Below are 20,122 nucleotides of genomic sequence, written 5' to 3'. Positions count from 1 at the left end.
TGCGGCAGTGAGGTCGGTGAAGGTGCCGCCGTCGGTGCTGCCCTGGATCTTCAGGGTCTGGCTGCGGGACTCCCAGCCGCCCGGCAGGGCGAGCAGGCCCGTGCCCGTGCCGTCGTGGAGAAGCCTGACCCGGACGCCGGGGCGCACCGCGTGCGGCGGTCCGTCGACCCGGCAGCGCACCACGAAGCCCTCGGTCATGTGCACCGGCCAGAGGTCCGCCTCGGCGGCGGTGAAGGCGCGGCGTACGGAGATCACGCCCTCCCCCGTGCTGAGTTCGGGCGCCAGGTCGGTGGACCCGCAGGTGGGACAGAGCAGACGCTGGAAGGTCGTCGTCTGGCACCAGCGGCAGATCTGGTAGTAGAGCTCCGGCTCGGCGGCCGACTCGTCGACCAGGAGGGCGGCGGAGGACGTCCGCAGGCCCGTGGATCCCGTGTGGAACACGATGACATCTCCTTGCACTCGGCGGCTCAACCGTGCATGGAGCAAATCTATGGCACTGAGTGCCAGCAATGAAAGACCTCAGTACCCTCAATTGACGATACTGAGATCCCTTTGTGTCCCTCAGTCCTCGCCCAGACTCGCCTCGACCTCGCGCACCACCCGCCACATCGGGGTGGAGCGCTTGGTGATCACGACCACCACGTCATCGGTCTCCTGCTCCCCCGCCGCCCCGCCGCCGGCCGGCGCCGCGTCGGGCCCCAGGGTGTCCCGTACGAACGCGAGCGCCCGGTCCACCTCCGCCAGCGGGTCGCCCTCGCCGCCGGAGCGCAGCCAGTGGCGCAGGGTGTGGTTGTGCGCGGCGACCACGGCCGCGGCGACCACGTTGGCGCGCAGGGTGCCGTCACGCCGGTCCGCGAAGCGGGTGCGCAGATAGTCGCCGAGGGTCTTCTCGTACCGCCAGACGACGGAGAGCTCGTACGTCCGCAGTCCGGTCACCTCGCGGGTGAGGCGGTAGCGCTGGACGGAGAAGGTGGGGTTCTCGGCGTACATGCGCATCACGAGCCGGGTGGCGTCGCAGACGCGCACCACCGGGTCGTCGGAGTCCTCGCTCGCGGCGAGGAACGCGGTCATGTCGGCGAGGCTCTGCTCGTGGTCCGGGAAGACCACGTCCTCCTTGGAGGGGAAGTAGCGGAAGAAGGACCGCCGGCCGACCCCCGCCGTACGGACGATGTCGTCGATCGTCGTCTGCTCGTAGCCGCGCTCCAGGAAGAGCTCGAAGGCCGCCGCGACGAGGGAGTCGCGCATCGAGGGCTTGGCGGGGGTGGCGGGGTTGGCGCTCATGTCCCGAACCTAGCACTCGGATCCCTCTCGCGGCGGCACTTGGTGCCAACGCCCTGGTCAGGGCCCCACTGCAGAGTGGGTCAGCGGGTGCAGAGTGACTCAGCGGGCGGACATCCGCAGCGCGCCGTCCATCCGGATGGTCTCGCCGTTGAGGTAGTCGTGCTCGGCGATCATGGTGACGAGGCGGGCGTACTCGTCGGGGCGGGCGAGCCGCTGCGGGAAGGTGACGCTCGCGGCGAGCCCGGCCCGGATCTCGTCGCTGAAGCCGGCCATCATCGGGGTGTCGACGATGCCGGGCGCGACGGTGACGACCCGGATGCCGAACTGCGCGAGATCGCGGGCGGCCGTGATGGTCATCCCGGCGACGCCCGCCTTGGAGGCGGCGTACGCGATCTGGCCGACCTGCCCCTCGAAGGCGGCGATGGAGGCGGTGTTGACGACGAGGCCACGCTGCCCGTTCTCGTCGGCGTCCCGCCGGGCGATGACCTCGGCGGCCAGGCGCATCACATTGAAGGTGCCGACCAGGTTGACGTCCAGGACCGCGCGGAACAGCGCCAGGTCGTGCGGGCCCTTGCGCCCGAGGACCCGGGCGGAGGGCGCGATGCCCGCGCAGTTGACCGCGAGCCGCAGCTCGGCGCCGTCCGCCTCGATCCGCGCGAGGGCCGCCCGTACCTGCTCCTCGTCGGTGACGTCGGCCGCGAGCAGGGTGACGCCCTCGGCCGGCGCCTCGGCCCCGGCGACGGCCTTGTCGAGGTCCAGGCCGTACACGGTGGCCCCGCGGGCGGCGAGCGCGGCGGCGGTGGCGGCGCCCAGGCCCGAGGCGGCACCGGTGACGAGCGCGGCGGATCCTGCGATGTCCATGAATCTCCTCGTACGAAGCGGCGGCCCGGAACCGGGCCGCCTCAGGTGTGCACTGCTCGCGCGCTGTGCGCGCTCTACTTCCATTCCCAGACCTTGGCCGTCGCCTTGTCGTTCGCGTCCGTCTCGAACTCGAAGACTCCGGCGCAGCCGTTGAGCCGGGTGAACTTCGCGGAGGCGGTCTCCCAGAAGAGGGCGCCGCGCCAGCTCACGCCCCCGGACTCGGTGAAGCGGCCGACTCCGGAGCCGTGCCAGGTGACGGTCTCGCCGTCCCGGGTCATCAGGACCCCCTGGCCCTCTCCGAAGAGCGTGCCGTCGGCGCCCAGGACCGACTCGTACGTGCCCATGTCCGTGATCTCGGCACCGAGCATCGTGCCGGAGGCACGGAAGGACGCCTCCATGACCGGGTGGCCGCCGTCCGTGGCCAGCACCCGGAACCCCGAGATCTCTCCCTGTTCCTCACCGATCAGGTCGCCGAGCATGATGGGACTCCTCTCCGGAACGGATGGATCGGGTCCCCTCTTCCGGAGTACGCCCGGCCGATCGCCCCGGCAACCGGAAGCCTGATCCGGGAGGGGCGGCGCCGGAGCCACGGAACGGCTACCTGCCGGGCACCGGCGCGGCCGACAGCTGCCGGCTGATGACGAGCCGCTGGATCTGGTTCGTCCCCTCGAAGATCTGCATGATCTTCGCCTCGCGCATGTAGCGCTCGACCGGGAAGTCCCGCGTGTAGCCGTAGCCGCCGAGGACCTGGACCGCGTCCGTGGTGACCTTCATGGCGGTGTCGGTGGCGATCAGCTTCGCCGCGCTCGCCTGGCGGCTGAACGGGCGGCCGAGGTCGCGGCGGCGGGCCGCGTCGAGATAGGTGGCGCGGGCCGCGTCCACGGCCGCGGCCATGTCGGCGAGCAGGAAGCCGAGCCCCTGGTGGTCGATGATCCGCCGGCCGAAGGTGGTGCGCTCGTTGGCGTACGCGACGGCGGAGTTCAGCGCGGCCTGGGCGAGACCGGTGGCGCAGGCGGCGATGCCGAGGCGCCCGTTGTCCAAGGCGCTGAAGGCGATCTGGAGGCCCTGGCCCTCGGCGCCGATCAGCCGGTCGGCCCCGATCACGGCGCCGTCCCAGTGCGCGGAGGTGGTGGGCACGGCCTGGAGGCCCATCTTGCGCTCGGGCTTGCCGAAGCTGAGGCCCTCGGTGGCGCCGGGCGCGAGGAAGCAGGAGATGCCGTGGCTGCCGGGGGCGGTGCGGGCGAAGAGGGCGTAGAAGCCGGCCCTGCCGCCGTGGGTGATCCAGGCCTTGTTGCCGGTGAGGCGGTACGCCGGGCGGCCCTCGGCGTCCTCGGTGGGCTCGGCCTTGCAGGCGAGCGCGGCGGCGTCGGAGCCTGCCTGCGGCTCGGAGAGGCTGTAGCCGCCGATCTGGCGGCCCTCCAGCATGGCGGGCAGCCAGCGCTCCTTCTGCTCCGCGGTGCCGAAGGCGTGCAGCGGGTGGCAGGCGAGGGTGTGGACGCTGGTGGCGACGGCGACGGCGGCCCAGCGGGCGGCCAGCTCCTCCAGGACCTGGAGGTAGACCTCGTACGGCTGACCTCCGCCGCCGTACTCCTCCGGGTACGCGAGGCCGAGCAGTCCGGCCTCCCCGAGGGTCGCGAACAGGCCCTCCGGGTACGACTCGGCGGCCTCGTGCTCGTCGACGCGCGGGGTGAGCTCCTTGTCGGCGATCTCCCGCGTGAGGGCGATGAGGTCCGCTGCCTCGGGGGTGGGAAGCAGGCGGTCGACATCCATGGCGACTCCATCAGGACACAGGCAGGACACGGACGACGCTCCGGAACTGCGGGTCCGAAGATCCGTCACACGAAACGGTACTGCGAGGGGTACGTCAGTACCGGTTAGCGTAGCGCAGCAGAGTGACGGCACAAGCCCCCGAACGGGTCGACCCGGCATACTGTTCGGGTGATCGAGACCTCCGCCGCCGCACTCCGCCTGACCGGCCGGGGCGCCGCCAGGCGCTCCGAGCTCTTCGAGGAGCTGGTGGCGCTTCTGGTCGGCGAGGGCTTCGCGCGGCTCACGCTCGACGACCTCGCGGCCCAGCTGCACTGCTCCAAGCGCACCCTCTACGGCCTCGCCGGCAGCAAGGAACAGCTGGTCAGAGCCGCCGTGGTGCACTTCTTCCGGCGGGCCACCGCCCGGGTCGAGGCGGTCCTCGCCGCCGCCACCGGGCCGGCCGAGCGCCTCGCCGCCTATCTGCGCGCGGTGGCCGCCGAGCTCGCGCCCGTCTCGCCGCAGTTCTTCGACGACGTGGCCGCCTTCGAGCCCGCCGCCGAGGTCTACGAGCGCAACACCCGGGCCGCCGCCGGGCGGGTGCAGCAGCTCATCGAGGAGGGCGTCTCGGCGGGGGTCTTCCGCGAGGTGCACGTGGCCTTCGCGGCCGATGTGATCTCCTCCGTCATGGTCCGCATCCAGCAGCGCCAGGTGGCCGCCGCGACCGGGCTCGCCGACGCCGCCGCGTACGAGCAGCTCGCGGAGCTGCTGCTGCACGGCCTGCAGAAGGCGGGCCTGAGCCCGGGCGGCCTGAAGCCGGCCTGAGCCGGGCGCTCGGAGCCGTACGTACGCATGGAGGGCACCCCGGATCTCCGGGGTGCCCTCCATGCGTACGTACGAAACCCGTCAGGCGACCTCGCCCCGGACCGCTCCTATCCGCCCGGCCGGCGCGTCCGCGCCGTCGTGGTGGATCGGGGTGTGCGCCCCGGTCAGGGAGACGCCGCTGCCGCCGCGCCGGGCGGCGACAATCTCGGCGCCGATGGACAGGGCGGTCTCCTCGGGCGTACGGGCTCCGAGGTCGAGGCCGATCGGGGAGCGCAGGCGCGCGAGTTCGAGCTCGGTGACACCGACCTCGCGCAGGCGCCGGTTGCGGTCCTCGTGGGTGCGGCGGGAGCCCATCGCGCCGATGTACGCGACGGGAAGCCTGAGCGCGGCCTGGAGCAGGGGCACGTCGAACTTGGCGTCATGGGTGAGCACGCACAGCACCGTGCGGCCGTCGACCTCGGTGGACTCCAGGTAGCGATGGGGCCACTCGACGACGATCTCGTCGGCGTCGGGGAAGCGGAGCCTGGTGGCGAAGACGGGCCGGGCGTCGCAGACGGTGACGTGGTAGCCGAGGAACTTGCCGACCCTGACGAGCGCGGACGCGAAGTCGATCGCGCCGAAGACGATCATGCGGGGCGCGGGGACGGAGGACTCGACGAGGAGGGTGAGGGGCTGTCCGCAGCGGCTGCCGTCGGCGCCGATCTCCACGGTGCCGGTGCGGCCGCCGTCCAGCATCGCGCGGGCCTCGCCGGCGGCGGTGCGGTCGAGCTCGGGGTGGCCGCCGAGCCCGCCCTCGTACGAGCCGTCGGGGCGGACCAGGAGGGCCTGCCCCAGCAGGTCCTCCGGCCCGGAGACGATCCGGGCCAGGGCCGCCGCCTCCCCCGAGACGGCGGCGGCCAGGGCGGCGGGGTAGACCCCGCCGCGTACCGGGGTGACGAGGATGTCGATGATGCCGCCGCAGGTCAGACCGACCGCGAAGGCGTCCTCGTCGCTGTAGCCGAAGCGCTCGACGACGGTCCTGCCGTCCTCAAGGGCTTGTTGGCACAGGTCGTAGACGGCGCCCTCCACACACCCGCCGGAGACCGACCCGATCGCCGTGCCGTCGGTGTCGACGGCGAGCGCGGCACCCGGCTGCCGGGGCGCGCTGCCGCCGACCGCCACCACGGTGGCGACGGCGAAGACACGTCCCTGCTCGACCCACCGGTGCAGCTCCTCGGCGATGTCCAGCATCTCGAACTCCTGGGGACTAGGGGATGGGGTGGGGAGGGCGACGTCACACAGGGCTCGTGCCCCGTCAGCCGACGCCCAGCCAGCTCTCGATCGGATGGATGGCGAAGTAGACGACGAAGACCACGCTCAGTGCCCACATGAAGCCGCCGACCTCGCGTGCCTTGCCCTGGGCGGACTTGATCACCGCGTAGGAGATCACGCCGGCCGCGACACCGGTGGTGATGGTGTACGTGAAGGGCATCAGGACCACGGTGAGGAACACCGGGATCGCGACGGAGCGGTCGCTCCAGTCCACGTGCTTGGCGTTCTGCATCATCATCGAGCCGATGACGACCAGGGCCGCGGCGGCGACCTCCTGCGGCACGATCGCGGTGAGCGGGGTGAAGAACAGGCACAGGGCGAAGAAGGCGCCGGTGACCACGGAGGCCAGACCGGTGCGGGCGCCCTCGCCGACGCCGGTGGCGGACTCGACGAAGACCGTCTGGCCCGAGGCACCGCCCGCGCCGCCGAGGATGCCGCCGGCGCCGTCGATGAACAGGGCCTTCGACAGGCCGGGCATCCGGCCCTTGCTGTCGGCGAGCTTGGCCTCGGTGCCGACGCCCAGGATGGTCGCCATGGCGTCGAAGAAGCCGGCGAGCACCAGGGTGAAGACGATCATGGTGATCGTGAGGTAGCCGACGTCGCCCCAGCCCGTGAAGTCCACGTTCCCGATGAGCGAGAAGTCCGGGGCGGAGACGGCACTGCCGTGCAGCTCGGGGGCGCCGGAGAACCAGGCCTTGGCCGGGATGTCGGCGACCGCGTTGAGCAGGGCCGCGACGCCGGTGCCGGTGACGATGCCGATGAGGATGGCGCCGGGGATGTTGCGGGACTGCAGCGCGAAGATCAGCAGCAGTGTGAAGGCGAAGATGAGGACCGGCCAGCCCTGCAGCTCTCCGGCCGGGCCGAGCGAGACGGGACCGCCGCCGGGGACGGGGTTCTCGTGGACGAAGCCGGCCTTCACGAAGCCGATGATGGCGATGAAGAGGCCGATGCCGATGGTGATGGCGTGCTTGAGCGCGAGCGGTATCGCGTTCATGATCATCTCGCGCAGGCCGGTGACGACCAGGAGACAGATCACGGCGCCGTACGCGATCGACATGGCCATCGCCTGCGGCCAGGTCATGACCGGGACGACCTGCGAGGCCATCACGCCGGAGACGCTGAGCCCGGCGGCGAGGGCCAGGGGGACCTTGCCCCAGAAGCCCATCAGGAGGGTGGTGGCCGCCGCGCACAGCGCGGTGGCGGTGATCAGCGCGGGCTGGGAGAGGACGTTGCCGTCGACATCCTTGCCGGAGAGGATCAGGGGGTTGAGCAGGAGAATGTACGCCATCGCCATGAAGGTGGTGACGCCGCCGCGGATCTCCGTCGCGACGGTGGATCCTCTCTCCGAGATGTGAAAGTACCGGTCGAGCCAGGACCTGCCGGCGGGGTTGCGCGAGCCGTTGCCCGCGTCCTCGGCCGTGGTTCTGGGCTCCACTGACGACTGGGTCATGGGGCCTACTCCCAAGGTTCAAAGGGGCACCCGCAGAAAGCGTTGGGGATTGCGGGATTTGGGATATGCAGTTGGCTGCACGACCCGGGGGACGGCCCGAGACGAACGGGTGGATCGGTACTGCGGTTCCTGCTGGTAATGCGGTGGGGGGTTCCTGGACGGTGCACGCGGGGAGGCACGCACCGTCCAGAGGTCCTACAGGGTGCCGGTCAGATGCTCGGGGCGGACCGGCGTCCGGTTGAGCTCCAGGCCCGTCGCGTTCCGGATCGCCGCGAGGACGGCCGGGGTGGACGACAGGGTCGGGGCCTCGCCGATGCCGCGCACGCCGTACGGCGCGTGCGGGTCGGCCAGTTCGAGGTAGTCGACCGGGATGGTCGGCGTGTCGAGGATGGTGGGGATGAGGTAGTCCGTGAAGGAGGGGTTGCGCACCTTCGCGGTCTTCGGGTCGACGATGATCTCCTCCATCACCGCGACGCCCAGGCCCTGGGTGGTGCCGCCCTGGATCTGGCCGACCACGGAGAGCGGGTTGACCGCCTTGCCGACGTCCTGGGCGCAGGCCAGCTCGATCACCTTCACCAGGCCGAGCTCGGTGTCGACCTCGACGACCGCGCGGTGCGCGGCGAAGGCGTACTGCACATGGCCGTTGCCCTGGCCGGTGACGAGGTCGAAGGCCTGGGTGGGGCGGTGCCGCCACACCTCCTCGATCTCCACGGCCTCGTCCTCCAGGACGTCGACGAGGGAGGCGAGGGTCTCGCCGTCGTCGGTGACGACCTTGCCGCCCTCCAGGAGGAGTTCGGCGTTCGCCCAGGCCGGGTGGTACGAGCCGAACTTGCGCCGGCCGATCTCCAGGACCTTCTCGCGGACGAGCTCGCAGGAGTTCTTGATGGCGCCGCCGGTCATGTACGTCTGGCGGCCCGCGGAGGTCGAACCGGCCGAGCCCACCTGGGTGTCGGCGGGGTGGATGGTGACCTGCTGGACGCCGAGCTCGGTGCGGGCGATCTGCGCGTGGATGGTGACGCCGCCCTGGCCGACCTCGGCCGCGGCGGTGTGGACGGTCGCGACGGGCTCGCCGTTGATGACCTCCATGCGGATCTTCGCGGTCGAGTAGTCGTCGAAGCCCTCGGAGAAGCCGACGTTCTTGATGCCGACGGCGTAGCCGACACCCCGTACCACGCCCTCGCCGTGGGTGGTGTTGGACAGGCCGCCCGGCAGCGCGCGGACGTCCGCGCCCTCGCCGGCCGTCTCCCACTGGCGCTCCGGCGGCATCGGGCGGGCCTTGACCCGGCGCAGGAGTTCGGCGACCGGGGCCGGCGAGTCCACGACCTGCCCGGTGGGCATGATCGTGCCCTGCTCCATGGCGTTGATCCGGCGGAACTCCACCGGGTCCATGCCCAGCTTCGCGGCGAGCTTGTCCATCTGCGCCTCGTACGCGAAGCAGGCCTGGACCGCGCCGAAGCCGCGCATGGCGCCGCAGGGCGGGTTGTTGGTGTAGAGGCCGATCGCCTCGATCTCGACGTCGTCGACGACGTACGGGCCGACGGAGAGCGAGGCCGCGTTGCCGACGACGGAGGCCGTGGACGAGGCGTACGCGCCGCCGTCGAGCACGATCTTGCACTTCAGGTGCGTGAGCTTGCCGTCCTTGGTGGCGCCGTGCTCGTAGTGGAGCTTGGCGGGGTGCCGGTGGACGTGCCCGAAGAAGGACTCGTAGCGGTTGTAGACCATCTTGACCGGCTTGCCGGTGCGCAGCGCGAGCACGGAGGCGAGGATCTGCATCGAGATGTCCTCGCGGCCGCCGAAGGCGCCGCCGACGCCGGCCATGGTCATCCGGACCTTGTCCTCGGGCAGGCCCAGGCACGGGGCGATCTGCTTGAGGTCCGAGTGCAGCCACTGGGTGGCGACGTAGAGGTCGACGCCGCCGTCCTCGGCGGGTACGGCGAGGCCGGACTCGGGGCCGAGGAAGGCCTGGTCCTGCATGCCGAAGGTGTACTCGCCGGTGACGATCACATCGGCCCGCTCCCGGGCCGCCGCCACGTCGCCGCGCACGATCGGCTGGCGGTGCACGATGTTGGGGTGCGGGACGTGGCCGGAGTGGTGGTCGTCGCGGTTCTCGTGCACGAGGACGGCGTCGGGCGCGGTCGCGGAGGCCTCGTCGGTGATGACGGGCAGCTCGCGGTACTCGACCTTGATCTTGGCGGCGGCGCGGCGCGCGGTCTCCGGGTGGTCGGCGGCCACGAGGGCCACCGGCTCGCCGTGGTGGCGGACCTTGCCGTACGCCAGGACCGGGGTGTCCTGGAACTCCATGCCGTAGTTCCTGGCGGCCGGCAGGTCGTCGGCCGTGAGAACGGCGTACACGCCGGACAGGGCCAGGGCCTCGGAGGTGTCGATGGAGACGATCTCGGCGTGGGCGACGGTGGAGCGCAGGATCTGGCCCCAGAGCATCTCCTCGTGCCACATGTCCGAGGAGTACGCGAACTCGCCGGTGACCTTGAGGGTGCCGTCGGGGCGGAGCGTGGACTCGCCGACGCCGCCCTTGGTGTGGGAGCCCTGGGTGACGTCGCGGGGGATGCCCGTGGTGGTGGTGCGTGCCATGGTCAGACCGCCTCTCCCTGGCGGGCGGCCGCGAGGCGGACCGCGTCGAGGATCTTCTCGTAGCCGGTGCAGCGGCAGAGGTTGCCGGAGAGCGCCTCGCGGATGTCCGCGTCCGTCGGGGACGGGTTGCGCTCCAGCATCTCGTCGGCGGCGACCAGCAGACCGGGGGTGCAGAAGCCGCACTGGACGGCGCCGGCGTCGATGAACGCCTGCTGGATCGGGGACAGTTCGACACCTTCGCCGGTCTGCGAGTCCTGGGCCGGCCTGGCCTCCCAGCGCTTGGCCTCGTCGATCGAGGTGCCGCCGCAGGCGCCGCTCGCGCAACCGCCGTGCGCCTCGCGCTCCTTGGCGTACTCCGCCAGGCCCTCTACGGTGACGACCTCGCGGCCCTCGACCTGGCCAGCCGCGACCAGACAGGAGCAGACCGGCACGCCGTCGAGGCGGACCGTGCAGGAACCGCACTCGCCCTGCTCGCAGGCGTTCTTGGAGCCGGGCAGCCCCAGGCGCTCGCGCAGGACGTAGAGGAGCGACTCGCCCTCCCAGACGTCGTCGGCCTCCTGCGGACGCCCGTTGACCGTGAAATTGACGCGCATGGTTATGCAGCTCCTTCGAGGGTGCGCCCGTTGCCGGCGCGGTACTGCTCCCAGGTCCAGCCGAGCGTGCGGCGGGCCATGATGCCCACGGCGTGCCGGCGGTACCGGGCGGTGCCGCGGACGTCGTCGATCGGGTTGCAGGCGCCGGAGGCGAGCTCCGCGAACTGCTTGGCGATCGACGGGGTGATGATCCGGCCGTTGTCCCAGAAGCCGCCCTCTTCGAGCGCCGCGTTCAGGAACTCCTCGGCCGCGGTGGCCCGGACCGGGGTCGGGGCGGCGGAGCCGATGCCGGTCCGCACGGTCCGGGTCTCCGGGTGGAGGGCCAGGCCGAAGGCGCAGACGGCGATGACCATCGCGTTGCGGGTACCGACCTTGGAGTACTGCTGGGGGCCGTCCGCCTTCTTGATGTGGACGGTCTTGATGAGCTCGTCGGGCTCCAGCGCGTTGCGCTTCACGCCCTTGTAGAACGCGTCGATCGGGATGAGCCGGGTGCCGCGCACCGACTCGACCTCGACCTGGGCGCCCGCCGCGAGCAGCGCGGGGTGGGCGTCGCCGGCCGGGGACGCGGTGCCCAGGTTGCCGCCGACGCCGCCGCGGTTGCGGATCTGCGGGGAGGCGACCGTGTGCGAGGCGAGCGCCAGACCGGGCAGCTCGGCCCGCAGGTTCTCCATGATCCGGCTGTACGGGACGGAGGCGCCGAGCCTGACGTCCTCCTCGCCGACCTCCCACTCGCCGAGCAGCTCGATGCGGTTGAGGTCCAGGAGGTACTCGGGACGCCGATGGTCGAAGTTGATCTCGACCATGATGTCCGTACCGCCTGCGATGGGGACGGCCGTGGGGTGCTCTGCCTTGGCGGCGAGCGCCTCCTCCCAGCTGGCGGGGCGAAGGAAGTCCATGGTGGCTCTCTTCTTGTGCTTCGGGTGGGGGTCGTTCGTACGGGCCAAAGGGGACGGCCGGCCCTCGACAAACGATGTCTTCATGTGCTGTTAACGCGTGGTGTGTGGCCTAGTACACAAGCCCGCGTGCCCCATGGGCAGCCACCGAACACATGAAGCAGTTGGCTGGCTGCCACTCTCGTCTTGTAGATTCGAACGAAAGGCGGGGAACAGTAACCCCACCGTTTCCCCCTGGAAACGGTGGCACCACGCCACCGGTCACTACGCGACACTCATCGACCCACTCATCGACCCATCGACTCATCGACAAAGGAACGGCGGCGACATCATGCGGCTGCGCGCACTGCTGGAGAACGACGCGCTGGGGCTGCGCCTGCTCGGCGGCGAGGACGAGCTGGACCGCACCGTCCGTGGCGTGATGACGACGGACCTCAAGGACCCGAGCCGCTACCTTTCGGGCGGTGAGCTGGTCCTCACCGGTCTCGCCTGGATGCGCGAGCCTGCCGACGCCGAGCCCTTCGTACGGATCCTGGCGGGGGCCGGGGTGGCCGCGCTGGCGGCCGGCGAGGCCGAGCTCGGCGACGTCCCGGAGGAACTCGTACAGGCGTGTTCACGCCATCGGCTTCCGCTGTTCGGGGTGAACGAGTCCGTTGCGTTCGCGACGATCACCGAGCATGTTGTTCGACAGGTCTCCGGTGAGCGGGCCGGCGACCTGGCCGCCGTCGTGGACCGCCACCGGCGTCTGATGACCTCCGGACCGGCCGGTGGCGGGCCCGAGGCCGTCCTCGACCTCCTGGGCTCCGACCTGGACCTCAGGGCCTGGGTGCTCTCCCCCACCGGCCGCCGGATCGCGAGCGCCGGGGAGCCCCTGGAGCCCGCGCTCGCCGCCACCCTGGCGGGCGAGCACCTGGCCGCCACCCGCACCGGCCGGCGCGGCCCGCACCGGGTCTCCGTCGGCGGAACCTCCTACTCGCTGTTCCCGATCCGCAACACCGGCCGCGGCGCCGCCGCCCAGCCCGCCTCCCGCGACGTCCGCGAGACGGTGCTCTCCGACTGGCTGCTCGCCGTCGAGGCCGACGCGGGTGACTGGCCGGCCGCCCGGCTCGACCTGCTCCAGGGCGTCACCCAGCTGATCGCCGTCGAGCGGGACCGCCGCGACGCCGCCCGGACGGTACGCCGCCGGCTCGCCCAGGAGGTCCTGGAGCTGGTCCAGACGGGCGCCGCGCCCGCCGAGATCGCCGCCCGCCTCCGGGTCGCCGCGCCCGTGCTGCTGCCGGGCCTGGGCACCGCCCCGCACTGGCAGGTCGTGGTCGCCCGCGTCGAGTGGGACCAGGAGCCCGGGCAGAACGCCGTGGAGAGCGGCCCCGTCACCCAGGCGCTCCTGGAGGAGATCCTGGTCGACCCGTCCGCCACCGGGGCCGACACCGCCGACCGGATCGCCGTCGCGCACAGCGGCGACGAGGCCATCGCGCTCGTCCCGCTGGCCACCGCACCGCTGCCGGAGAGCGAGGACGACGCGCCGCCGGCCGCCCTCGGACTGCACGCCGACGTGCTGCTCACCGCCGTCCGCGACCCGCTCTCCGCCGGCCTCGCCGACGACGGCCGGCTCACCCTGGGCGTCAGCGCCGCCGTGCACTCCGCCGAGGGGCTGCGCGGCGCCCTGGAGGAGGCCCGGCACGCCCGCCGGGTCGCCGCCGCCCGCCCGGGCCGGGTCTGCGCCGCCGGCCACCACGAGCTGGCCTCGCACGTGCTGCTCCTGCCCTTCGTGCCGGACGACGTCCGCCGCGCCTTCACTGCGCGGCTCCTCGACCCGCTGCGCGACTACGACCGGCGCCACCGGGCCGAGCTCATCCCGACCCTGGAGGCCTTCCTGGACTCCGACGGCTCCTGGACGCGCTGCGCGACCCGCCTCCACCTGCACGTGAACACGCTGCGCTACCGGGTGGGCCGGATCGAACAGCTCACCGGCCGGGACCTGTCCCGCCTGGAGGACAAGCTGGACTTCTTCCTGGCGCTCCGGATGAGCTGAACCGGATGAGCTGAACCGGATGAGCTGAACCGGATGAGCCGGATGAGCTGAACAGGTGAACCTGTGGTTCCGCCGCAGGGTTCATCTCATCGGGTGATCAAGGGAACTGACGGGGCGGCAGTCAAGGGCCGTCCCGTCCCCCGTCGTCCCGTGTTTCCGGGCCCCACCGGTTTGTGAAAAGTTTCACCCGACCCCTTGGCCGCCCCCCGCGGTTCGTGCTGAGATGCCGTCCTACTCACAGCTCGATGGCGTGCTCGGGGAGGGCAATGTGGCGTACGGGCGGGGAACCCCATTGGAGGCCGCGGTCTGGAGACTCCGCTCCCGCGGCTGCTGGACGGACGCCGCCGAACTCCTCACCCCCCGCGCGACGGAACCCGCCGCCGCCTTGGAACGGGCGGCCCTGCTGATCGAGCGCTGCCTCTACACCGAGCAGGGCTGGGCCGAGGCCGAGGAGGCGCTGCGCGCGGCCGAGGCGCTCGCCCGTACCGACGAGGAGCGCGGGGCGGCGGCCTGCGAACGCGGGTACCTCGCCTACGCGTCCACCCTGCTCGGCGTACGGGACCGGGCCGACGAGGCCCGCGCGGCCCTCGGCCGGGCGGCGGCGCTCCTCGGGCCGGACACCCGGGGCCGCGCGCTGCTCGACTACCGGCGCGGCCTGATCGCCCAGAACCTCGGGGACTCCCCGCAGGCGGCCCGCGCCGCGTACCGCCGCGCCCACGCGGGCGCCACCGCCCACGACGACGAGCTGCTGCTGTCGTCGACCTGGCGGCACCTGGCCGGACTGGCCCTGCGTGAGGGCGAGTTGGCGGAGGCGCGGCACGGCTTCGCCGAATCCCTGCGGATCCGCGAGGAGTTGGGCTACCTGGTCGGTACGGCCCCGGCCCTCGCCTCCCTCGCCGACACGGAGACCGAACCGGAGGCGGGCCGCCTGCGCGCCGAGGCGGGGCGGCTGTTCCGCCTCCTGGGGGGCGTACCGACGTGGCTGGGGCCGTGGGTGGGGGGCCCGGGTGCCGCTCCGGTGACCGCGTTCGGGACTGCATGATGTACGGCGCGGCCGGCTCCAACAGGACCTGAACGCCCTGCACCCCGCGCCACACATCACGCTTTACGTCCCGAACGCGGTCCCTGCGGGTCCCCAGCGCCCCGCAGCTCGGCCCCGCCTGGCGCGGAGGGGTGGGTGGGGGGGGGGGCAGGCCGTCCACGCCCGGGGGGAGAGGGCTGGCCGCCTGCGGGCGCCATGGGGGGGGTGGGGTCAGTGCGGGCGTTCGAGGCGTATCAGCGCCTCGTCCAGGCCCACGATCAGCGCGCCGTCGTCCGTGACCGCGACCGAGCGGACCGGTGGACCCGGGCGGAAGGCGAGGCGGGTGCGGCGGTCGACGTCGTGGAGTTCGACCGTGCCGTCGGCCCACGCGGCGGCGAGCACCGGGCCGTACGGGGTCTCGGTCGCGGCCAGCGAGACCACCGGGGCGCGCCGCTCGGCCAGCGGCGCCGGGTCGGCGTCCTTGCCGGGGGTCCAGCGGCGCACCGCGCCGTCGGTGCCGCCGCTGCACACGAAGGGGGTCGCGGACTCGACCGCGGCGACCGCCGTGACCCGCCCGCTGTGCAGGGCTGCCTGGTGCAGTCCGGTGAGCCCGAAGGCGTGCACGGACCCGAGCCGGTCCCCCACCACCACGGACCCGCCGATCGCGGCGAGCGCCGTGCCCGGGTGCCGGCTGAGGGTGGTGGAGACGGCCTCGGTGAGGCGGTGCAGATACGGCGCGCGCGGCTCCCGGCCCCGTACGGTGTGCAGCCGGCCGCGCTCGTCGAGCAGCAGCACGGTCCCGTCGGGTGCGGGCGCGAGCGCGGTGACCCGTCCGGTGACCGGGTGGTCGAGCCGCCCCAGCGGCCGGGCGTCGGCCGCGGCGAGGAGGCGTACGGTGCCGCCGAGGTCGGCGACGAGCAGGGTGCCGCCCTGCGCGGCGAGCGCGGCCGCCGGTCCGGGCCAGGGCGGGGCGACGTCCCCGGCGACCCGGTTCCACCGCACCCGCCAGGGTGCGGGCGCGGCGAGCTCCGCGAGGGCGGGCCGCAGCCGCGGGTCGGCGGCGTCGCCGAGGACGCCGAGCAGCGCGAGAGCCCGGTCGGCGGGGGTGCGGGCCGCGCAGAGCGCCTGCCCGGCGCGCAGCCAGGCGGTGCGGAGACCGCCGTGGGTGTCGCCGGGGTCCCGTTCGTAACTGGTGGTGACGGCGAAGGGGTCGGCGGCGCAGACGGCGGACGGGTCGGAGAGGTCGGTGCGGGGGAAAAGGGCCCTCGCGGTCTCCGGTGCCGGTTCCTCCGCCTCTTCGGCGTCGGGGGCGCCGTCGACGACCGTCACCCGGCCCTGCGCGAGCAGCGCGTACTCCGGGGTGCCGGGGCGGGCCTCGACCACCAGCCGGACCCGGCCCAGCCGGGCGAGGTCCGCGACGAGCGCGGCGACGGCCTCCGGCTCGGCGGCGGCGTGCAGGGCCGGGAGCAGCAGGACGGTGCGGGCGGCGCGGCCGGTCTCGCTGGTGGCGAGCGCGCGGACGAGGTCGCCGGGCGAGGTGGCGACGACCCCGAGGTGGTCGGCGACGGCCCAGGCGGTGCCGAGCGCGGTGCGCCCGGTCAGCGGGACGAGCGCGCGGGCGCTACGGTGCCGCCCTGCGGCCCGGGGGCCGTGCGCGGCGAGCCAGCCGAGCAGCCCGGGGGCGCCGGTGACGAGGCAGAGGCGGGGCGCGTCGGGGTCGGTGAGCCAGCCGAGCAGGGCCGCGGCCCCGGGGCGCTCCGCGCGGACGGACGGCATGAACACCTCTCGGTCGGCATGCTGCGAACGGAGTAACAGGCTGACACTGTCGACCTTAGTCGTCAGTGCTGCGCTCCGGTGAAGTGCTCCCGTACGAGCGCCGACACGACCGCGAGATCCTGGGCGATCAGGGCGTCGAGGAGAGCCGTGTGCTCGGCGGCGTCGGCGACGAGTTCGCCGTGGCGGGTGACGGGCGCGCTGACGAGGGGCCACTGGGAGCGGCGGTGGAGGTCGTCGGCGATGTGCAGGAGCTGTTCGTTGCCGGCGAGGGCGAGGACGGCGCGGTGGAAGGCGCGGTCGGCGTCGGCGTAGTGGGCGCGGTCGCCGCGGGCGGCTGCGGTGGCGGTGGCCTCGGCGAGCGGGCGGAGCTCGGCCCAGCGGCCGGCCGGGACGGTGCGGGCGAGCCGGAGCATGACGGGGACCTCGATGAGGGCGCGGACCTCGGCGAGTTCGGCGAGTTCGCGGGGGGTGCGTTCGGTGACCCGGAAGCCGCGGTTGGGGACGACCTCGACGGCACCCTCGGTGGCGAGCTGCTGCATGGCCTCGCGGACGGGGGTGGCGGAGACGCCGAAGCGTTCGCCGAGGGCGGGGGCGGAGTAGACCTCGCCGGGGACGAGCTCGCCGCCGACGAGGGCGGTGCGCAGGGCCTGGAGGATCTGGCCGCGGACGGAGTGGCGGCGCACGGTCCGCGGGCCGGAGCCGAGGTCGACATCAGGGCCCGGGGGCTCGCTGTGGGTGTGCTCGCCGCGGGCCTGTTCGGGGACGCGGGCGGCGGCCCCGGGTGCGCCGTGGCCCGGGGCCTCCCCGTAGCCGCGGGCACCGGCCTCGTACCCGCCGTCGTTCTCGTACGCGGGCCGGCCGGTCGTCCGCCCGCGCGTGCTGCCCTGCTCCACCCGGGTCCTCCTGCGCCGTCGTACCGGGCCCGGCTCGCGGTGCCGGGGTCCCCCGTGCACGATAGGCGGACGGCGTCGCAGTTCAAACACCGCATCGATCGGGTAAGGTAAGCCTAACCTGCCAACGATCGTGATTCGGTGGTCCCGCATGGCCGTGCCCGCTCTGCTGCCGTCACCCCCCGCCTCGCCCGTCGCGGCCTCCTACGCCCGCCTGGCCGGGGTCGCCGCGGGTCTGAGCGTGGCCGAGACCGCCGGGGACGGGGTCCTTCCGTGCGGTACGGGCTGGGTGCGGGCGGACGAGCTGGGCGCCGGCGGGGACGGTCTGGACACCTTCCTCGCCTGGGACGAGGCGCAGGTGCGGCGGGACTACAAGCGCGTCGCCCGCCCCGACGTGGTGGCGAGCTTCGGACTGCACCGGTACGCGTGGCCGGTGTGCCTCCTGGTGACGCTCCCCTGGTTCCTGGAGCGCCGGGTGCCACGCGTCCCCGCGCGGAACGTGGCCTTCCGGCGGGCGCTCGGCCGGGTCGCGGTACGGGTGGAGGAGTTCGCGTGCCTGCCGGGGGATCCGGCGGCGGCGCTGCCCGGGGCCCGCGTGGTGGCGGACGAGGAGGCGCTGCGGGCGGCGGCGCGGGAAGCGCTCGCCGAGCACTTCGAGGAGGTGCTCGGCGGCTTCGGGCCCCGGATGCGGCGGGGCCGGCGGGCCCTGTGGGGCATGGTGACGGACGAGATCGTCGAGAGCCTCTGGTACGTCGGGGCGCTGCTCGGCGAGGAGGACCGGGCGCTCGCGGAGCTCGAACGGCTGATGCCGGGCACGGCCCGGCCGTACGTGGGGGCGGCGGGCTTCCGTGAGCTGCCGGGTTCGGCGGAGGGCTGCGGCGGGGCGGCGCGCGCCACCCGGGACCGGGCCACGTGCTGTCTCTTCTACACGGTGCGCCCCGAGGACACCTGTCTGACCTGCCCGCGCACCGCGGACCCGGAGCGGGTCCGCCGGCTCGCGGCCACCGCCTGACTCGCCGGCGCCCTTCTGCCGTCCCTCTGCCGCCCCTGCGGGTTACGCCACCCCCAGGGGTAGTGATATTCGAACGCAACTCGGTGTTCTCGCGCGACAGTTCGACCAGATCACACCTATTCGTATGCCGTACGACCCCGATGGCGTGCACTTGTTCCGAAACCCGGTGACCGCCCCTCCGGGTCGGCCAGTATGGGCGGCCGTATCGCCCTACTGCGAGGCAAAGGGACACCGCATGAGACTGACCGACATATCGCTGGACTGGCTGCTTCCGGGCGGCGTGATGGTGGCGGGAGTCGTGACGGCGGTGGCGGTGCTCGCGCGCGGGAAGCGCGCCGGTGACCAGGCCGCGGCCGAAGACTCCTGGGAGCGCAGCGAGGAGCGCCGCAGACGCAAGGAGGCCGTCTACGGCACCGCGTCCTACGTCCTGCTCTTCTGCTGCGCCGCGGTCGCGGCGGCGCTCTCCTTCCACGGACTGGTCGGCTTCGGCCGGCAGAACCTCAACCTCACCGGGGGCTGGGAGTACCTGGTCCCGTTCGGCCTCGACGGCGCCGCGATGTTCTGTTCGGTGCTCGCCGTACGCGAGGCCAGCCACGGTGACGCGGCGCTCGGCTCGCGCATGCTCGTGTGGATGTTCGCGGGGGCCGCGGCCTGGTTCAACTGGGTGCACGCGCCGCGCGGCATCGACCACGCGGGCGCCCCGCAGTTCTTCGCGGGGATGTCCCTGTCGGCGGCGGTCCTCTTCGACCGGGCCCTGAAGCAGACCCGGCGGGCGGCGCTGCGCGAGCAGGGCCTGATCCCGAGGCCGCTGCCGCAGATCCGGATGGTGCGCTGGCTGCGGGCGCCCCGGGAGACCTTCGGCGCCTGGTCGCTGATGCTCCTGGAAGGCGTACGGACCCTGGACGAGGCCGTGGACGAGGTGCGCGAGGACCGGCGGGAGCGGGCGCAGGACCGCATCCGCCGGCGGGAGCAGGCCAAGCTGGACCGGGCGCGTCTGAAGGCGCTGAACCGGCAGCACCGCGCGTTCGGGCGCGGCGGCCGGCAGGTCGAGATGGCGGCGCTCGGTGCCGCCGCCCAGCAGGGCTCCGCGGCGGGGCCGGTGCCGGCCGCCGTCGCGGAGCCCGCCATAGCGGACCCCGGACAGCTGCCGCTTCGCTCCCGACCCTCCCTGCAAGCCGTGAAGGGCGCTGAGTCGCGCTCGGGCGAGTCCCGGACGGTGGACCTCACCGCCGAGGACGACACCCAGGCGCTGCCGCGTCTCGACTCCCTGGAACGCAAACTCGCGGACCTGGAGCAGCAGTTCGGCTGACCGGCGAGACCCGGCACGGCAGGACACATCACGGCAAGGCAAGAGCACACGACGGCGGGGCCGCCCGAGGGGATCCTCAGGCGGCCCCGCCGTCCAGTTCGAACCAGACGACCTTGCCCACGCCGTGGTTCTCCACCCCCCAGGAGTCGGCGAGGGCCTGGACGAGGACCAGTCCGCGCCCGTGCGTACCGTCGTCGGCGTGCGGTACGCACGGGTGGCCGAATCCTGCGGTGAAGTCCCGTACCTCGACGCGCAGTCGGTCGGGGACCACGGTGGCGGTGACGACCGCGCCGTGGTCGGTGTGGATGAGCGCGTTGGTCACCAGTTCGCTGGCGAGGAGTTCGGCGACGTCGGTGGCGCCCGGCCCGCCCCACGTTCCCAGCATCGCGCGCAAGGCATGTCGCACCTCCGGTACGGCGGTGAGATCCGCGCATCCCACCCTTCTGAGCAGTTGTTGAGTCGGCTGTGTCGCCTCCCCGGCCATAACCCCCACCCCGTCGTCTCATCGAACAGGCTCACGGGGATGCATGCCC

At 73.1% G+C, this 20,122-nt stretch carries 18 protein-coding genes; 5 read left to right on the top strand and 13 right to left on the bottom strand.

Annotation, left to right across the window (positions count from 1 at the left end):
• The 5 genes from AB0C73_RS32785 to AB0C73_RS32765 form a co-directional block, all read right to left on the bottom strand.
• The coding region (locus tag AB0C73_RS32785; protein ID WP_362537044.1) for a zinc ribbon domain-containing protein at window positions 1–441 on the bottom strand (441 nt) is incomplete at its 3' end.
• 120 nt (window positions 442–561) lie between these two features.
• Window positions 562–1,281, bottom strand: coding sequence for a TetR family transcriptional regulator (locus AB0C73_RS32780; RefSeq protein ID WP_362537043.1), 720 nt, complete (start codon window positions 1,279–1,281; stop codon window positions 562–564).
• 99 nt (window positions 1,282–1,380) lie between these two features.
• A complete protein-coding gene (locus AB0C73_RS32775; protein ID WP_362537042.1) occupies window positions 1,381–2,142 on the bottom strand; it encodes an SDR family NAD(P)-dependent oxidoreductase in 762 nt (253 codons plus the stop codon).
• 74 nt (window positions 2,143–2,216) lie between these two features.
• The gene (locus AB0C73_RS32770) at window positions 2,217–2,621 is read right to left on the bottom strand and encodes a hypothetical protein (protein ID WP_362537041.1); all 405 of its coding nucleotides are present in this window, start codon (window positions 2,619–2,621) and stop codon (window positions 2,217–2,219) included.
• Window positions 2,622–2,739: 118 nt separating this feature from the next.
• Window positions 2,740–3,912 (bottom strand): acyl-CoA dehydrogenase family protein, encoded by a 1,173-nt coding sequence (locus tag AB0C73_RS32765; protein ID WP_362537040.1) that lies wholly within the window; start codon window positions 3,910–3,912, stop codon window positions 2,740–2,742.
• Between the two features lie 168 nt (window positions 3,913–4,080).
• Between AB0C73_RS32765 and AB0C73_RS32760 the strand changes: the two genes are divergently transcribed.
• Window positions 4,081–4,713, top strand: a complete 633-nt coding sequence (locus tag AB0C73_RS32760) for a TetR/AcrR family transcriptional regulator (protein WP_362537039.1) — start codon at window positions 4,081–4,083, stop codon at window positions 4,711–4,713.
• 81 nt (window positions 4,714–4,794) lie between these two features.
• Here AB0C73_RS32760 and AB0C73_RS32755 read toward each other — a convergent pair whose 3' ends face one another.
• The 5 genes from AB0C73_RS32755 to AB0C73_RS32735 all read right to left on the bottom strand — a co-directional run bounded on the left by AB0C73_RS32755 (window position 4,795) and on the right by AB0C73_RS32735 (window position 11,552).
• Window positions 4,795–5,943, bottom strand: a complete 1,149-nt coding sequence (locus AB0C73_RS32755; RefSeq protein WP_362537038.1) for an XdhC/CoxI family protein — start codon at window positions 5,941–5,943, stop codon at window positions 4,795–4,797.
• A gap of 64 nt (window positions 5,944–6,007) precedes the next feature.
• The gene (locus tag AB0C73_RS32750; protein ID WP_362537037.1) at window positions 6,008–7,474 is read right to left on the bottom strand and encodes an NCS2 family permease; all 1,467 of its coding nucleotides are present in this window, start codon (window positions 7,472–7,474) and stop codon (window positions 6,008–6,010) included.
• Between the two features lie 195 nt (window positions 7,475–7,669).
• Window positions 7,670–10,063 (bottom strand): molybdopterin cofactor-binding domain-containing protein, encoded by a 2,394-nt coding sequence (locus tag AB0C73_RS32745; protein ID WP_362537036.1) that lies wholly within the window; start codon window positions 10,061–10,063, stop codon window positions 7,670–7,672.
• 2 nt (window positions 10,064–10,065) lie between these two features.
• Window positions 10,066–10,656 (bottom strand): (2Fe-2S)-binding protein, encoded by a 591-nt coding sequence (locus tag AB0C73_RS32740; RefSeq protein ID WP_362537035.1) that lies wholly within the window; start codon window positions 10,654–10,656, stop codon window positions 10,066–10,068.
• Between the two features lie 2 nt (window positions 10,657–10,658).
• On the bottom strand, window positions 10,659–11,552 hold the full coding sequence (locus tag AB0C73_RS32735) for a xanthine dehydrogenase family protein subunit M (RefSeq protein ID WP_362537034.1): 894 nt from the start codon (window positions 11,550–11,552) through the stop codon (window positions 10,659–10,661).
• Between the two features lie 328 nt (window positions 11,553–11,880).
• On the opposite strand from AB0C73_RS32735, the gene AB0C73_RS32730 reads away from it, so the two are divergent.
• Together AB0C73_RS32730 and AB0C73_RS32725 are read left to right on the top strand one after the other, a co-directional pair.
• Complete coding sequence (locus tag AB0C73_RS32730) at window positions 11,881–13,581, top strand: PucR family transcriptional regulator ligand-binding domain-containing protein (RefSeq protein WP_362537033.1); 1,701 nt, start codon at window positions 11,881–11,883, stop codon at window positions 13,579–13,581.
• Between the two features lie 250 nt (window positions 13,582–13,831).
• Window positions 13,832–14,623: a hypothetical protein gene (locus AB0C73_RS32725; RefSeq protein WP_362537046.1), complete on the top strand. Its 792-nt coding sequence runs from the start codon at window positions 13,832–13,834 to the stop codon at window positions 14,621–14,623.
• Window positions 14,624–14,833: 210 nt separating this feature from the next.
• Here AB0C73_RS32725 and AB0C73_RS32720 read toward each other — a convergent pair whose 3' ends face one another.
• On the bottom strand, window positions 14,834–16,378 hold the full coding sequence (locus tag AB0C73_RS32720) for a hypothetical protein (protein ID WP_362537032.1): 1,545 nt from the start codon (window positions 16,376–16,378) through the stop codon (window positions 14,834–14,836).
• A gap of 62 nt (window positions 16,379–16,440) precedes the next feature.
• Complete coding sequence (locus tag AB0C73_RS32715) at window positions 16,441–17,271, bottom strand: GntR family transcriptional regulator (RefSeq protein ID WP_362537031.1); 831 nt, start codon at window positions 17,269–17,271, stop codon at window positions 16,441–16,443.
• Window positions 17,272–17,419: 148 nt separating this feature from the next.
• Here AB0C73_RS32715 and AB0C73_RS32710 point away from each other — a divergent pair, with 148 nt between their 5' ends.
• On the top strand, window positions 17,420–18,280 hold the full coding sequence (locus tag AB0C73_RS32710) for a (2Fe-2S)-binding protein (protein WP_362537030.1): 861 nt from the start codon (window positions 17,420–17,422) through the stop codon (window positions 18,278–18,280).
• A 235-nt stretch (window positions 18,281–18,515) separates the two neighbouring features.
• Window positions 18,516–19,589: a DUF2637 domain-containing protein gene (locus tag AB0C73_RS32705; RefSeq protein ID WP_362537029.1), complete on the top strand. Its 1,074-nt coding sequence runs from the start codon at window positions 18,516–18,518 to the stop codon at window positions 19,587–19,589.
• A gap of 76 nt (window positions 19,590–19,665) precedes the next feature.
• Here AB0C73_RS32705 and AB0C73_RS32700 read toward each other — a convergent pair whose 3' ends face one another.
• Entirely contained in the window at window positions 19,666–20,073 is a 408-nt protein-coding gene (locus AB0C73_RS32700) for an ATP-binding protein (RefSeq protein ID WP_362537028.1), read from the bottom strand.
• Window positions 20,074–20,122: the final 49 nt, after the last annotated feature.

It is taken from the genome of Streptomyces sp. NPDC048623 (assembly GCF_040650755.1).
GTDB lineage: Bacteria > Actinomycetota > Actinomycetes > Streptomycetales > Streptomycetaceae > Streptomyces.
The sequence above is the reverse complement of the archived record's forward strand: the minus strand, read 5'-3'. Positions and strand labels throughout refer to the sequence as shown.